Source organism: Aquifex sp. (genome assembly GCF_056494385.1).
Genome location: NZ_JBSLZM010000059.1, coordinates 1 through 14,085 on the forward strand (window position 1 = coordinate 1; position 14,085 = coordinate 14,085).

Consider the following 14,085-nt stretch of genomic DNA (forward strand, 5'->3'; position numbering starts at 1 on the left):
ATACTCTTACGCACACTCCTCTCTTTTGAGGGCATCCCTGGAGAGCCGGAGCTTTGGACTTTTTCTTTCGTTTTTCCCTTCCGTATTTGACCAGCTGGTTAAACGTCGGCATTCCTTAACCTCCTAAGGTTAATAAATTTTAAAATAAAAACTCTAAAATGGAGAAGTTCTGGGAATCCTACGGACTGACGGAAGAAGAGTATAAAAAAATCCTTGAAAAGTTAGGGAGAGAGCCGAACCACGTTGAACTGGGTATCCTCGGTGCCCTTTGGTCGGAGCACTGCTCTTATAAGTCAAGTAAGAAACACCTAAGAAAGTTCCCGACTCAGGCACCCTGGGTTATTCAGGGCCCCGGAGAGAACGCAGGCGTTGTTGAGATTGACGATAAGGTATGGGTAGCTTTCAAGGTTGAGAGTCATAACCATCCCTCTTACATAGAGCCTTTTCACGGTGCTGCGACAGGAGTAGGCGGGATAATAAGGGACATTCTCTCAATGGGTGCAAGGCCTATAGCCCTTGCGGACAGTCTCAGGTTCGGGGAATTTGATTATCACGAGACGAAGAAACTCGTCAAGGGTGTGGTAAAAGGAATCAGCTTTTACGGGAACTGTATAGGTATTCCGACGGTTGCAGGAGAAACAATTTTTGAATCTTCCTACAAGACGAATCCTCTGGTTAACGCCTTTTGTCTCGGCATCATGCCGGCCGGAAGAATATACAGGGCACGGGCTACTAAAGAAGGACAGCTCCTGTTTTTAATAGGCTCTTCAACGGGTCGTGATGGTATTCACGGTGCGGTTATGGCTTCGGGTGAGTTCGGGGAAGACGTTGAAGAAAAGAGACCAAACGTCCAGATCGGAGACCCTTACTTTGGTAAAAAGCTTGTAGAAGCCATTATGGAGATTGTTGAGAAGGAACTTGTAGTCGGTATGCAAGATTTGGGAGCTGCCGGCCTTGCAGGTTCGGCCTCGGAGATAGCGGCAAAGTCGGAAAAGGGGGTGGAGTTATACCTTGAAAGGGTTCCTTTAAGGGAAAAGGGAATGACCCCTTACGAGATACTTCTCTCCGAAAGTCAAGAGAGAATGCTTCTCGTTGTAGAAGAGGACAAAGTTCCCGAGATAAAAAAAATAGCACAGAAGTGGCACCTTGAGGGAGAAGTTGTAGGAAGAATTACCGAGGACCGTAAGCTGAGAGCTTTTTATAAAAACGAGCTGGTAGCTGAACTGCCTATTTCCCTGATAGTTGACGAGGCACCCGTTTACGACAGACCCGTGAAGGAGCCCGAATATCTGGAGGAAGTAAAAGAGATAAAGGAAGAGGATATCCCCCAAAAGGATTTAAAGGAAAGTTTATTTAAGCTTCTCTCTTCACCGAACGTTTCCTCAAAGGAATGGGTGTTTACCCAATACGATTACCAAGTCGGAACGAATACCGTATTAATTCCGGGACACGATGCAGCGGTTCTCAGGCTTAAGTGGGTTGTAAGTCCCGAAGTAAAAACAGAAAAAGGAATAGCGATATCCTCTGAAGGAAACGGGAGAATGGTATTTCTGAACCCCTACGAGGGCGGAAAATTCGTCGTTGCGGAAGTTTGCAGAAATCTCGCCTGTGTCGGAGCAAAACCCCTTGCCATAACCGACTGCTTGAACTTCGGCAATCCCGAAAGACCTGAAATTATGTGGCAGTTTGTGAAGGCGATAGAGGGAATGGCGGAAGCCTGTGAAAAGCTAAACATTCCGGTAGTCAGCGGTAACGTATCCCTTTACAACGAAACCGTTGAAAAAGAAAAAATAAGAAACGTATTTCCAACACCCATAGTTGTAGGTGTCGGAGTTCTTGAGAATGCGGAGGAGTACACACCCAGTGTTATAGAGAGAGAAGGGGAGTTATACCTCATAGGGAACCTTGAAGAACCCCTGTCCTTGGGTGGAAGTGAGTTTCTAAAAGTCGTTCACGGACTTATAAAGGGTGACGTTCCAAAGGTAGACCTTGAAAAGGAAAGAAGGCTTATAGAACTTCTCATAGAGATAAATAAAAAAAGGATTCCTATAGCATCTCACGACGTTTCCATAGGTGGTGTTCTGATAACACTTCTTGAGATGGTTTTTCGTTCACCCTTCGGTCTTGAGCTTGATATATACTCCGAGGAAAGGCTTGATAAGTTTCTTTTCTCAGAAAATCCAACCAGGGTTGTTGTATGTGTTGAAAGTGAAAAGGCGGAAGAGTTGAAGAACATTGTAGAGTCAAAAGGTCTTAACTGGTTATACCTCGGAAGAACAAGCGAAGAAAGAAAACTAAGACTCGTATACAACGGTGAAGAATTACTGAACGAAAACCTTGAGGAGTTAAAAACGTTATGGGAAAAGAGGTTAACAGAGCTCTTAGAATCTTCTTCCTAACTGCATTTATTGTTTTTATCCTTGATATAGTAACGAAAAAGCTTGCAGAAAGATATTTCACCCTGCCTTACGACCCTCTTCCCTTTCTGAAGCTTTACCTAATTCACAACAAAGGCGTGGCCTTCGGTCTTCTTTCGGACCTTCCCGATATACTGAGGATACCTATACTCGTAGTTATACCTATCGTTGCACTATTTATAACCTTTTTTTACACACTGTTTGAAGGTAATAGGTTTACAGCACTGTGCATGGGACTGATAGCGGGAGGTGCACTCGGAAACCTTTACGACAGAATGCTCTTAGGACAAGTGAGAGACTTCATACATCTTCATATAGGTAATTACTACTGGCCTGCCTTTAACCTTGCGGATGCATCCATAACCCTCGGTATATCCCTCTTAATACTCAAAAATCTCCTCGGAAAGTCTACCCTCAAAAGTTTTGTAAACAGAACCCGTTAGGTAAACTTCTTTCAAGTCATCTGAGAAGTCTATAATTAGCTCCTCTCCGCTCCTTGTTATAACCTTTACAGGTTTTTTCTTTACAAGGCCTTTCACATAAGAAACTATGGCGGAAGCGGTAGCCCCTGTTCCGCAGGCGAGTGTTTCGCTTTCAACTCCCCTTTCGTATGTCCTTATTTTTATAGTGTCTTCAGATACGGGCTGGACAAAGTTTACGTTAGTTCCCTTCGGCCGGAACTCTTCGTGAAATCTTAGCTCCCTACCGAGTTTTATAACGTTTACCTTTTCAACGTTTTCCACCGGAACGACAAAGTGGGGAACACCCGTGTTTATGAAATATCCATTAACCTCTCCTTCCTTCGTTTCAAGCCTCTTTTCCTCGGGTTTGGTCGGCGGTGTTAACTGAACCTTTACAACCTTGTTATTTAAAACTTCAGCCTTAATTACACCGGCAAGGGTTTCAAACTTAACGTTTTTCCCGACAATTCCCCTCTCGTATGCGAATCTAACAGCACATCTTGAGCCGTTCCCGCACATCTCCGCAACAGAGCCGTCCGAGTTAAAGAACTCCCACTTAAAGTTGTTTTCGGGGTTTTCAGGATTCTTTATAAGGATTAAACCATCCGCACCCACGCCCGTATGGAAAGAACAAACCCTTTTTACGAACTCCTCCTTAGATATGCCCTTTTTCTTCAAGAAATCCTCAACCTTGTCATCCCTATCGTCTATTACTACGAAGTCGTTTCCCGAACCCTGTAGCTTCCAAAACTCCATGGAGGTTTATTATATATTGATAAAAGTTATTGAAAAGTTTCACTTATCAGTTTAACTTAATTCCTCATGCTTGAGGAGAAGCTTAACAACTTTGTGAACAGGTGTAAGGAGATAGGTTTAAAGATAACACCTCAGCGTATAGCTGTTTACGAGGTTCTTTTAAAGTCAGAAAACCATCCGACCGTTGAGGAGATATACGAGAAGGTTAAAGAAAAGTATCCTTACGTTTCCCTGGCAACGGTTTACAGAACCCTTGAAACTCTTGAGAAAATAGGCCTTGCTAAGAAGGTATGCTTTTGGGGGAACTCCGCAAGGTATGACGCAAACGTGAGTGAGCATCACCACCTCATATGTGAGGTATGCGGAAAGATAGAAGACATAGAGCTTGACCAGAATCTTAACATTCCCGAGAACCTAAGGGGATTCAAGACCGAAGGTTACTCGGTTAACATATACGGCATTTGCCCGGAATGTCTTAATCGGAAGTCCTAAATACTCCCATCCTTTTAAACTTCTCCATTCTTTCCTTTACAAGTTCTTCGGGACTCTTAACACACAGTTCTTTTAGGCAGTTTTTTAAATACCTTCCCAGTATCATTGCGGTTGCCTTAGGAGACCAATGGGCTGCACCGAAGGGCTCGGGTATTACACAGTCTATTACTCCCAGCTCCTTGAGATCTTTTGCGGTAAGCTTAAGGGCTTTAGCTGCTTCCTTTACCTTATTTTGGTCCTTCCATAGTATAGCCGCACATCCCTCGGGAGATATAACGGAGTAGTAAGCGTTCTCAAGCATACACACCCTATTTGCAACTCCGAAGGCGAGAGCTCCCCCGCTTCCTCCCTCACCAATGACAACCGCAATACTCGGAACCTTTAAGAATGCCATGGTATACATACTTTCCGCTATAGCTCTGCTTTGGCCTCTCTCCTCCGCACCTATACCCGGGAACGCTCCCGGAGTATCTATGAAGGTTATAACGGGGATACCGAACCTTTCCGCAAGCTTAAAAACCTTTATAGCTTTTCTGTATCCCTCGGGGTGAGGCATACCGAAGTTTCTCTCTATTTTCTCCTTTGTATCCCTTCCCTTTTCATGTCCTACAACTGCAACAAGTGTATTTCCGAAGTATCCGAAACCCGCAATAACCGCTTTATCCTCCCCGAAACAGTTATCTCCGTGAACTTCCCTAAAGTCTCTTATAAGGAACTTTATATAATCACTTGTGTGAGGTCTTTTGGGGTGTCGTGCTATCGTAACCCTATCCCAGGGTGAGAGGTTTTTATAAAGCTTTTTGGCCTTTTCCTTGAACCGCTTCCTTAGCTCCTTTATCTCGGATAATACCTCTTCCTTCCCGAGCCTGTAGAGTCCCAGGAGTTTGTCCTTCTTTTCCTTTATCTCCCAAAGCTCTTTTTCAAACTCCGGGTGCATACCTATTTATCTTAAGCTGAAGAATATCATGTTGATAAATATCTTTGCGATTATTAACTTTAAGAGTAAAACCTTTCTCTCAAGGAGGTAGAGTATGCTGAGAGCTGAATGGGTTGAAAAAAGAAAAAGATTTAAGAATAAAACCCAGATGCACCTTGCCCGCCAGGGAATAATCACCGAAGAGATGGAATACGTAGCCAAGAGGGAAGGACTTCATCCCGAGTTTGTAAGGCAGGAAGTTGCAAGAGGAAGAATGATAATACCCGCAAACATAAACCACCTGCACCTTGAACCCATGTGCATAGGTATTAACTCAAGGGTTAAGGTAAACGCAAATATAGGGAACTCCGGCCTTGCCTCGGACATACCCACAGAGGTTGAAAAGGCAAAGGTTGCCATAAAATACGGAGCAGATACGATAATGGATCTCTCCACGGGTGAGGCTATCAAGGAAACCCGTGAAGCGATAATAAACGTAAGCACCGTTCCCGTCGGAACTGTCCCCATATACGAAGCTTGGAAGATAGCTAAAGGAAACGTTAAGGAACTTACGGTTGACCTAATACTTGACGTAATAGAAGAACAGGCAAGACAGGGTGTCTCTTACATGACCATACACGCGGGAATACTCAAAGAACACCTCCCCCTTGTTCAGCATAGGGTTATGGGAATAGTTTCAAGGGGCGGAGCAATTCTCGCCCAGTGGATGGCGGAACACGGAAAGCAGAACCCCCTTTACGAGCACTTTGACAAGATATGTGAGATATTCAAGAAGTATGACGTATCCTTCTCGTTGGGGGATGCCCTCAGGCCAGGTTGTATAGAAGACGCAACGGACGATGCACAGCTTGCGGAACTTAAAGTTCTCGGTGAACTCGTTGAAAAAGCCTGGAAGCACGACGTCCAAGCTATGGTTGAAGGTCCGGGACACGTTCCCCTTCACCAGGTTGAGTTCAACATGAAGATACAGCAGGAGTGGTGCCACGAAGCACCCTTCTATGTTCTCGGACCGCTGGTTCTTGACGTTGCACCTGGATACGACCATATAGGAAGTGCTATAGGCGGAGCTCTTGCGGGATGGGCAGGAGCTGCAATGCTTTGTTACATAACACCCAAAGAACACCTCGGACTTCCTAACGTTGAGGACGTAAAGCAGGGTGTTATAGCCTACAAGATTGCCGCCCACGCAGCGGACATAGCTAAGCACTGGCCCGGAGCAAGAGACTGGGACCTTGAGATGTCAATAGCAAGGTATAACTTTGACTGGAACAGACAGTTTGAGCTTGCCATGGACCCAGAAACCGCAAGGGCTTATCACGACGAAACTCTTCCCCAAGAAGGTTATAAGACCGCTAAGTTCTGTTCAATGTGTGGACCTGAGTTCTGTTCCTACAAGATTTCCCAAAAAGTTCAAGAAAAAGTTCCCGCTGAAGAGCTTATAGAAAAAGGAAACTGGGTCGCTCCGTGACCCTTTCTCTTCTTTTAAACTATTCTTTTTATGAAACTCTTTATCGTTGAGTCTCCTACCAAGGCTAAAACCATCCAGAAATTCCTGGGGAGGGACTTTATAGTTAAAGCCACGTTAGGCCATATAAAGGACCTTCCCGAAAGAGAACTTGGCGTTGACTTGAAAACTTTAAAGGCTAAATACGTTTACAAAAGAGGTAAAAAAAAACTCGTTGAAGAGTTAAAAAAACTCGCAAAAAGGTCGGAGATTGTTTACATAGCAACGGACCCTGACAGGGAAGGGGAAGCTATAGCTTACTTTGTGAAGGAGGATATTAAAAAGGTAAATGGAAATGTAAAAAGGGCAGTTTTTTACGAGGTGACAAAGAAAGCGGTTGAGGAGAGTATAAAAAACGCAGGCGATGTCAATATGAATCTCGTTTACGCTCAGTTTGCACGAAGGATTCTTGATAGACTCATAGGATACCTCGTATCACCGATTTTGTGGAGGGAGTTTAAAAACTACAAACTATCCGCCGGAAGGGTTCAGTCACCTGCCCTAAGGCTAATCGTTGAGAGGGAAAGGGAGATACAGAACTTTAGGGTAAAGAGGTATTACTACGTTAACGTTTTACTTGAAAAGGACGGACATAGGTTTAAGGCGGTTTACGATTACAGGTATGAGAATCCTTCCGATGCAAAGATAATAGCCCAAAAACTTGAGAAGGGCTTTTTCAGTGTTTACAAAATTGAAGAACGAAAGGAAAAGGTAGCACCGCCTAAACCCTTTATAACTTCAGACCTCCAAGCTGAAGCAAACGCGAAGCTTGGTTTCGCTCCGGAAAAAACCCAGAAACTTGCACAGGAGCTCTACGAGAAGGGATACATAACCTATCCGAGAACGGACAGCTATAGAATGAACGAAGAGGTGGCAAGGAAGTTTATGGAATACATAAGGAAAAATTTCGGAGAAAAATACGTGGGAAGACCGAGAAAGTTCAGACAGAAAAAAACCGCTCAAGGAGCACACGAGTGTATAAGGCCAACGAAGGTTATTAAAGAAATTCCGGAAAGGGATGAACTCAGAAAACTTTACGAACTTATTTTCGGAAGAACCCTCGCAAGCCTATTCAGTGATATGGAAATCCTTAGGCAGAAGGTAACAATAGAAGCGATTACACCCGAGTTAAAGCACCCCGTTCACCTGATAGCAAAAGGGATTAAAATAGTTCACGAAGGGTGGAGCAGAATTTACCCGACGGATATAAAGGATGAACCCCTTCCGGAGCTTGAAGAAGGGGAACTCCTTGAACTGGTTAAGGTTTTCCTTGAGGAGAAAAAGACACAACCCCCACCAAGGTATACGGAGGGAACCCTTGTCAAGACCCTTGAAAAACTCGGAATAGGAAGGCCTTCAACTTACGCGGTAATAGTAAAAACACTTAAAGAGAGGGGATACGTTGAGATAAAGAATAAAGCCCTTTATCCTACGGAGATAGCCTTCCAAGTTGTGGACTTCCTTATGGAAAAGTTTCCCATTCTAATGGACTATAGGTTCACTTCCATTATGGAGGAGAAACTGGACCTCGTGGAAGAAGGAAAAGTTAACTGGAAAAACGTTGTTCACGAATTTACGGACAAGGTTCTGGGTAGAGAGGTTTTAAAAGTTTAGTGGTGGCCCAGGGCGGAGTCGAACCGCCGACACCCCGGTTTTCAGCCGGGTGCTCTACCACCTGAGCTACCGGGCCTACTAACCAGAATAATATTTTATAAACCTTTTTCTTCATTTTCAAGTTCCTAACCTATTGCTTTCAACTCCACACGGTAGATTAGGAACTCCGCACTCCTTTAAAGAGATTATAAAGCTCTATGAATAACTTGTGAAACTCCCGAACTTAAGAAAGTCCACATAATTTTCGGAAATTCGGAGTGCGGGAAAATGTTCAAAAATTTAGCCCCATCTTCTCCTTTTTAATCAATACGGAAATGAAAGTGCCATCAAAACATCAAAGCATCAAAATATCTGGATGCATATTCTTTATTCCATTGCCAAGAAGCCAACAGAGCTTCTTAGCCCTATCTAAGGATACATTATACACACAAAGAATTTTGGTTTGGTAGAATGTTTAAAAACTTAAAGGAGTGTAAGCTATGGAGATACAGACGTTGGTTGAGTCAAAGGAACAACTTGCAAAGGAAAATGTTGAAGAGTTTTTGAGAAAAAATTATCCCGATAGATATAAACTCATAGAAAACTGGGAGGAACTTAAGGGAGAGTTTGACGTTATGCCTTTGGAAAACGATAAATACCTTGTTATTTACTCAATACCCGAAAAGGAGTTTGAGAAGGAACTTGGCATATTCCAAAGCATAGGAGAAGCTATGGGGGCTTTTCTCTCAACCGCTCTTGAACATGGTTGGGAAGAGGTTCCCAGAAGCTACGTTATATACCACGCAGAATTTACGGACGACAGGAATAAGCTTATAGCGGGAATAAAGACGGAAGAGGGAGTATCAACCTACGACCAGTTAAAGCTCGAAGAAATGATGAAGAAGATGGTAAGGTATCCTAGGGTTATAGCCTACTCCTCGGATGTTCTCACATACATTAAGGATTTATATCCCGATATACATACAAAGGCTTACGTAATAGCCAGGGAAATAGCTAAAGAGGTAGGGAGCGCCCCGGAGCTTGAAGAACTGGGAAAGGTTTACGGTGTAGACACTTCAACCCTTGAGGGTAAACTCAACCTTATAGAGAAGCTACTCCGAAACCCCGTAAAGCTTCCCCATGGAAGAGAAATAAATCTCAGGCCTTACTGGTATCCCCTTGAGTAGGATGATAGCGGTTTTACTTCTTTCCTTCCTTAGCTTTCTCTACTCAAGTACACCGATAAGGGATTTTCACGTTTTCCGTTTTTATCTTTCGGAAGAGGAAATGTATAAAGCGTTCTTAAAGGAACTTAAGGTAAGAAAAGGCTGCTCCGTTGAAATCGGGTATGCTTCCTGGTACGGTCCGAAGTTCCACGGAAGGAGAACAGCAAACGGCGAGATATTTGACCTATACAAACTCACGGCAGCTTCAAGGACACTTCCACTCGGGACATACGTTCTCGTTTACAACCTTGAAAATGAAAGGTTCGTAGTTGTTCGTATAAACGACAGAGGACCCTATGTCAAGGGAAGAATAATAGACCTCTCCTTTGCAGCTGCTTACGAGCTCGGATTATACAAGAAAGGTGTGGGAAAGGTTGCGGTAATACCTTTAAAATGTCTATCCCCGTTAACACAGCTCAAGCTCTACGATGAAGTGGTAAAGCATATACTCCGCACCTATTAGAATTTTTTTTATGGATAAACCTTGGTCCGGGAGGTTTAAAGAAGAAACAGATAAGTTCGTTGAGGAGTTCACGCAAAGTGTAAGTTTTGATAAAAAGCTCGCCCTTTACGATATCCTCCAGGATATAGCTCACGTGAAGACCCTCGCAAAGGCGGGAATACTCACAGAAGAAGAAGAGAAAAAACTCATTGATGAACTCGCAAAGATAAAGGAGGAAATTAAAAAGGAAAAGTTTGAATGGAAGAAGGAGCTTGAAGACGTTCATATGAACATTGAAGCGGAGCTTATAAGAAGACTAGGGGATACAGGCAGAAAGCTTCACACAGCACGTTCAAGAAACGACCAGGTAGCTACGGACGAAAGGTTATACCTAAAGGAAGAGATAAAGGAGATAAGGAAACTCCTGAGAGAGTTAAGAAGGGTTCTTGTAAAACTTGCGGAAAAGACAATTGACTTTATAATGCCTTCCTACACACACCTCCAAAGAGCCCAACCAATAAGGGTAGCCCATTACTTCCTCGCATACAGAGAGATTTTCCTCAAAGACGATGAAAGATTATTAGACCTTTACAGAAGGGTTGATGAGCTTCCCCTGGGAAGCGGAGCGGTAGCGGGTGTAGACTTTCCCCTTGACAGGTTCTACACAGCTGAGAACCTTGGCTTTAACAAACTTACGAGAAACTCTATCTACGCAACCGCGGAAAGGGATTTTATAGTAGAGTTCCTCTTTATCTCCGCCCTCATAGGACAACATCTCTCAAGACTCGCAGAGGATTTAATAATCTGGAATACTGAAGAGTTTAACTTTGTAGAACTTCCGGATAAGCTTTGCACGGGAAGTTCCATAATGCCCCAGAAGAAAAATCCCGATGTCCTTGAGCTTATAAGGGGGAAAACGGGAAGGCTTTACGGAAACCTTATATCCCTCTTAACCGTTATGAAAGCTCTTCCGATGGCCTACAACAGGGATATGCAGGAAGACAAAGAACCCCTGTTTGATTCTGCTGAAAACCTGAAGGGAATGCTGAAAGGCATGACCCTTGTCCTTGAAGGTATGAGAATAAAAGAACACGTAATGAGGAAGGCCTCCGGAAACTTCCTGCTCATTACCGATGTTGCAAACTACCTCGTTGAAAAGGGTGTTCCCTTCAGGACTGCTCACCGCATAGCGGGAAGTATAGTCGCATACCTCCTTGAAAAGGGAAAGAGACTTGAGGAGATGAGCCTTGAGGAGTTCAAGAGCTTTTCGGAGAAGTTTGAAGAGGACATTTACGAAATTCTTTCTCCCGAAAAGTCAACCGAGAGAAAGAGGGTTTACGGCGGAACCAGTAAAGAGGAGATTCTAAGACTGCTGGAGGTGGCAAAGAGAGAAGAAGGTTTATAAGCTATCTTTATAGCTCTTCTTATTTAACCTTTTCTTAATTTTTGGTAAACTTTTAAAGCACTCGGAGGGGATTATGCACAGCTTCTGGGTTGACCTGCTTGTGGCTCTCATAAAGATGGTCGTTATACTACTCATAGCCCTCGGTATAGGTGCTTTCCTTACATGGGTTGAGAGAAAGGTAGCTGCTCACATACAGAGGAGACCGGGCCCCATGGTAGTCGGTTGGCACGGACTTCTCCAGCCCCTTGCGGACGGTCTTAAGCTTCTCACGAAGGAGGACCTCTTTCCGAGGCACGGAGATAAGTTTTTATACCACCTTGCTATTATCCTAGCCCTTGTTCCGGCTACGCTTGTTTTCTCTGTGGTTCCCTTCGGTCCCGAGTTCGAGGTGTTCGGGTATAAGGTTAAACCAATACTCTCGGACGTAAACGTGGGACTTCTCCTCGTTTTTGCCCTGGGTTCCATGGCGGTTTACGCGGTTGCTCTTGCAGGATGGGCTTCAAACTCAAAGTATCCCCTGATAGCATCTATGAGGAAGGCGGGGGTTCTCGTTTCCTACGAAGTTGTTATAACCTTTGCGGTTATGGGTCCTATAATCCTTGCTGGAACACTTTCCACATACGAGATAGTTCAAAAGCAGATAGAACAGAAGCTCTGGTATATATGGGTTCAGCCCATAGCTTTTGTCGTTTATATGTTTGCAGCTCTTGCGGAGATGGGAAGGGTTCCCTTTGACGTTCAAGAAGCGGAAGCTGAGCTCGTTACGGGTTTCACCGTTGAATACGGAGGAATGAAGTTCGGACTCTTCCCGCTCGTTGAGTGGTATATAGAAGGACTTACCCTTTCGGCTATAGCTGTTGTTCTCTTCTTCGGCGGGTGGTCGCCGATTAACATCCCCTTTATAGGATTTGTAGACCCCTTGTTCTTCCTCGGGCCTCTGTCACCATTCGTTTGGTTCATTCTCAAAACCACAGCTTTATTCCTCTTCATACTCTGGCTTCACTGGACACTCCCCAGATACCGTATAGACCAGATAACCCAGAATGCGTGGAAAATCATGTTACCCCTCACACTCTTTAATATCGTTATAACTGCAGTGTTAGCACCTATTGTTTGGAGGTGAGTAAGATGATTAAGAGGGTAGCCGCTAAACCTCTTTCTTGGATTGAGCGGATATTCTTTATAGATTTCTTTAAAGGACTAAGAATTACTCTAAAGAACGCTTTCAGGAAGACGATAACCACCCACTACCCTTACGAGAAGTTAACACCGCCTAAGCGTTTCAGGGGATACTTTGCCCACAAGGTTGTTGACGGAACGGAACCTCAGCCGGCATTCCAGGAATGGGTAAGTAGGTATAACATACAGGTGGAATACGGAAAAAGCAGGTGTGTAGTGTGCCTTAGGTGTAAAAGAGCGTGTCCCGTTCCGCAACTCTTTGAAATAGAAGGGAAAAAGCTACCTAACGGAAAGAGGGTAGTAAGTGTTTTCAACATGAACATGCTTCTCTGCACTTACTGCGGTTTTTGTGTTGATGCGTGCCCTGTTGACTGCCTCTACCAGACCGATATACACGAAACTGCGAGCTACACGAGAAAGGACGCAATTCTGACCCTTGAAATTCTTGAACAGATAGGTAGAGACTGGCAGATGAGAAGGGAAAGGGAACCCGACAGGATATGGATAGATGATGAACAAAGGATGAAGCTCTGGGGCGAGAATAATGTAAAATTACCTAAACCCGAGGGAGTTTGATGGGGAAGTTAGCGATTTTTACCTTCTTCTCGCTTCTCGCAATAGCTTCCGGAATAGGTATAGTTACTTTAAGAAATCCCGTTTACGTTGTTGTCGCTCTACTTTCTTCCCTTATAGCTGTTGCAGGAATATTTTTCACCGCAGGGGCTGAACTTGTAGGGGCTCTCCAACTTCTCATATATGCGGTTGCGATAGCGGTTTTCTACATCATAGTTATAAGTGCGGTTCCCTGGCAGAAGGCAAAGGCGGGAGAAAGCCACTACAGGTTTGAAGGATTAATCTCTCTTCCGATAGTTCTTCTTTTATACCTTGAGATGATTGTTGTGTTCCTTCTCGGTGTTAAAGCTTCCCCCAAAGGGGAGATAGCGAAGTTTATTGAAAAACTCGGGAATGCGGAAGTTATAGGTGCTATACTTTTCAGCAAGTATTTTCTCGCCTTTGAAGTTGTTTCCTTAGTGCTCTTAATAGGTATGATTGGTGCGGTTTTAATAGGTAGAAAGGAGAAGCAGACCTATGAAGATGATACCGCTTGAGGCTTTCTTAACGGTAAGTATGATACTTTTCGGACTGGGCGTAATAGGTATCATTGCGAGGAGAAACCTTTTAACGGTTTTAATGAGTCTTGAGCTTGCCCTGAATGCGGTTAATATAGCCCTTGTAGGGGCTGACCATTACCTGGGTCTCGCGGAGGGGCAGATATTTGCCCTATTCATAATTGCCCTTGCTGCTACAGAAGCCGCTGTAGGACTCGGTATAATCATTGCACTCTTTAGACTAAAGAGAGCGGAAAGCACGAGCGAAATAAACGAGCTGAGGGGTTAAGAGATGGAAGGATTATTCGTTATATTCACACCCCTAATAGCCTTTTTAGTAATACTGGCCTTTGGAAGGAAGATAGGAGACCTCGGAAGCGGAATTATAGCCTCAGTAGGAGCAGGCCTAACCACCCTTTTCTCCTTCGTCGTCGCCTTAAAAGCTATCCACCAACCCATTCACATAAAGCTTTACTCCTTCCTTCCTATCTCCAACTACACCCTTAAGCTGGGCTTCTACTTTGACTCCCTTTCCTCCCTTATGGCTCTCGTCGTTTCCTTCGT

At 44.1% G+C, this 14,085-nt stretch carries 14 protein-coding genes, 1 tRNA gene and 2 pseudogenes; 13 read left to right on the forward strand and 4 right to left on the reverse strand.

The window, feature by feature from the left end; translation table 11 throughout:
• Positions 1-112, reverse strand: a pseudogene (locus ACWB1W_RS04685) (30S ribosomal protein S12); the annotation flags it as partial.
• A gap of 46 nt (positions 113-158) precedes the next feature.
• Between ACWB1W_RS04685 and purL the strand changes: the two are divergent.
• Both purL and lspA read left to right on the forward strand, forming a co-directional pair.
• On the forward strand, positions 159-2,399 hold the full coding sequence (purL, locus tag ACWB1W_RS04690) for a phosphoribosylformylglycinamidine synthase subunit PurL (protein ID WP_479370233.1): 2,241 nt from the start codon (positions 159-161) through the stop codon (positions 2,397-2,399).
• A complete protein-coding gene (gene lspA / locus ACWB1W_RS04695; RefSeq protein WP_479370234.1) occupies positions 2,357-2,860 on the forward strand; it encodes a signal peptidase II in 504 nt (167 codons plus the stop codon). The genes purL and lspA overlap by 43 nt, the downstream gene beginning before the upstream one ends.
• Here lspA and dapF read toward each other — a convergent pair.
• Positions 2,798-3,634 carry a diaminopimelate epimerase gene (gene dapF, locus ACWB1W_RS04700; protein WP_479370235.1) on the reverse strand — a complete coding sequence of 279 codons (837 nt, stop codon included), beginning with the start codon at positions 3,632-3,634 and terminating at the stop codon, positions 2,798-2,800. The genes lspA and dapF overlap by 63 nt on opposite strands.
• 66 nt (positions 3,635-3,700) lie before the next feature.
• Here dapF and ACWB1W_RS04705 point away from each other — a divergent pair, with 66 nt between their 5' ends.
• A complete protein-coding gene (locus tag ACWB1W_RS04705; protein WP_479370236.1) occupies positions 3,701-4,126 on the forward strand; it encodes a Fur family transcriptional regulator in 426 nt (141 codons plus the stop codon).
• On the opposite strand, the gene ACWB1W_RS04710 is transcribed toward ACWB1W_RS04705, so the two are convergent.
• Complete coding sequence (locus ACWB1W_RS04710) at positions 4,110-5,063, reverse strand: acetyl-CoA carboxylase carboxyltransferase subunit alpha (RefSeq protein ID WP_479370237.1); 954 nt, start codon at positions 5,061-5,063, stop codon at positions 4,110-4,112. The genes ACWB1W_RS04705 and ACWB1W_RS04710 overlap by 17 nt on opposite strands.
• A gap of 94 nt (positions 5,064-5,157) precedes the next feature.
• Here ACWB1W_RS04710 and thiC point away from each other — a divergent pair, with 94 nt between their 5' ends.
• Together thiC and topA are read left to right on the forward strand one after the other, a co-directional pair.
• Positions 5,158-6,531: a phosphomethylpyrimidine synthase ThiC gene (thiC, locus tag ACWB1W_RS04715; protein ID WP_459776287.1), complete on the forward strand. Its 1,374-nt coding sequence runs from the start codon at positions 5,158-5,160 to the stop codon at positions 6,529-6,531.
• A 30-nt stretch (positions 6,532-6,561) separates the two neighbouring features.
• A complete protein-coding gene (gene topA, locus ACWB1W_RS04720; RefSeq protein WP_479370238.1) occupies positions 6,562-8,181 on the forward strand; it encodes a type I DNA topoisomerase in 1,620 nt (539 codons plus the stop codon).
• On the opposite strand, the gene ACWB1W_RS04725 is transcribed toward topA, so the two are convergent.
• A tRNA-Phe gene (locus ACWB1W_RS04725) sits at positions 8,182-8,257 on the reverse strand.
• 403 nt (positions 8,258-8,660) lie between these two features.
• On the opposite strand from ACWB1W_RS04725, the gene ACWB1W_RS04730 reads away from it, so the two are divergent.
• The 8 genes and pseudogenes from ACWB1W_RS04730 to ACWB1W_RS04765 all read left to right on the forward strand — a co-directional run.
• Positions 8,661-9,347, forward strand: a complete 687-nt coding sequence (locus ACWB1W_RS04730; RefSeq protein WP_479370239.1) for a hypothetical protein — start codon at positions 8,661-8,663, stop codon at positions 9,345-9,347.
• Position 9,348: 1 nt separating this feature from the next.
• Positions 9,349-9,849 carry a septal ring lytic transglycosylase RlpA family protein gene (locus ACWB1W_RS04735; RefSeq protein WP_479370240.1) on the forward strand — a complete coding sequence of 167 codons (501 nt, stop codon included), beginning with the start codon at positions 9,349-9,351 and terminating at the stop codon, positions 9,847-9,849.
• 10 nt (positions 9,850-9,859) lie between these two features.
• Positions 9,860-11,233: an argininosuccinate lyase gene (argH, locus tag ACWB1W_RS04740; protein WP_479370241.1), complete on the forward strand. Its 1,374-nt coding sequence runs from the start codon at positions 9,860-9,862 to the stop codon at positions 11,231-11,233.
• 73 nt (positions 11,234-11,306) lie between these two features.
• A complete protein-coding gene (nuoH, locus tag ACWB1W_RS04745; protein ID WP_479370242.1) occupies positions 11,307-12,356 on the forward strand; it encodes an NADH-quinone oxidoreductase subunit NuoH in 1,050 nt (349 codons plus the stop codon).
• Between the two features lie 5 nt (positions 12,357-12,361).
• Positions 12,362-12,988, forward strand: coding sequence for a NuoI/complex I 23 kDa subunit family protein (locus tag ACWB1W_RS04750; protein ID WP_479370243.1), 627 nt, complete (start codon positions 12,362-12,364; stop codon positions 12,986-12,988).
• Positions 12,988-13,521, forward strand: a complete 534-nt coding sequence (locus ACWB1W_RS04755) for an NADH-quinone oxidoreductase subunit J family protein (RefSeq protein WP_479370244.1) — start codon at positions 12,988-12,990, stop codon at positions 13,519-13,521. Before ACWB1W_RS04750 ends, ACWB1W_RS04755 begins: the two co-directional genes overlap by 1 nt.
• Positions 13,502-13,810, forward strand: coding sequence for an NADH-quinone oxidoreductase subunit NuoK (nuoK, locus tag ACWB1W_RS04760; RefSeq protein WP_479370245.1), 309 nt, complete (start codon positions 13,502-13,504; stop codon positions 13,808-13,810). Before ACWB1W_RS04755 ends, nuoK begins: the two co-directional genes overlap by 20 nt.
• A 3-nt stretch (positions 13,811-13,813) precedes the next feature.
• Positions 13,814-14,085: pseudogene (locus ACWB1W_RS04765) on the forward strand (NADH-quinone oxidoreductase subunit L); the annotation flags it as partial.

Bases quoted from the DNA above. Each gene is read 5' to 3' on its own strand.
- ACWB1W_RS04735 (WP_479370240.1), top strand. From the start codon at position 9,349: ATGATAGCGGTTTTACTTCTTTCCTTCCTTAGCTTTCTCTACTCAAGT.
- topA (WP_479370238.1), top strand. From the start codon at position 6,562: ATGAAACTCTTTATCGTTGAGTCTCCTACCAAGGCTAAAACCATCCAG.
- dapF (WP_479370235.1), bottom strand. From the start codon at position 3,634: ATGGAGTTTTGGAAGCTACAGGGTTCGGGAAACGACTTCGTAGTAATA.
- ACWB1W_RS04710 (WP_479370237.1), bottom strand. From the start codon at position 5,063: ATGCACCCGGAGTTTGAAAAAGAGCTTTGGGAGATAAAGGAAAAGAAG.
- argH (WP_479370241.1), top strand. From the start codon at position 9,860: ATGGATAAACCTTGGTCCGGGAGGTTTAAAGAAGAAACAGATAAGTTC.
- purL (WP_479370233.1), top strand. From the start codon at position 159: ATGGAGAAGTTCTGGGAATCCTACGGACTGACGGAAGAAGAGTATAAA.
- nuoK (WP_479370245.1), top strand. From the start codon at position 13,502: ATGAAGATGATACCGCTTGAGGCTTTCTTAACGGTAAGTATGATACTT.
- ACWB1W_RS04755 (WP_479370244.1), top strand. From the start codon at position 12,988: ATGGGGAAGTTAGCGATTTTTACCTTCTTCTCGCTTCTCGCAATAGCT.
- ACWB1W_RS04705 (WP_479370236.1), top strand. From the start codon at position 3,701: ATGCTTGAGGAGAAGCTTAACAACTTTGTGAACAGGTGTAAGGAGATA.
- thiC (WP_459776287.1), top strand. From the start codon at position 5,158: ATGCTGAGAGCTGAATGGGTTGAAAAAAGAAAAAGATTTAAGAATAAA.
- ACWB1W_RS04730 (WP_479370239.1), top strand. From the start codon at position 8,661: ATGGAGATACAGACGTTGGTTGAGTCAAAGGAACAACTTGCAAAGGAA.
- lspA (WP_479370234.1), top strand. From the start codon at position 2,357: ATGGGAAAAGAGGTTAACAGAGCTCTTAGAATCTTCTTCCTAACTGCA.
- nuoH (WP_479370242.1), top strand. From the start codon at position 11,307: ATGCACAGCTTCTGGGTTGACCTGCTTGTGGCTCTCATAAAGATGGTC.
- ACWB1W_RS04750 (WP_479370243.1), top strand. From the start codon at position 12,362: ATGATTAAGAGGGTAGCCGCTAAACCTCTTTCTTGGATTGAGCGGATA.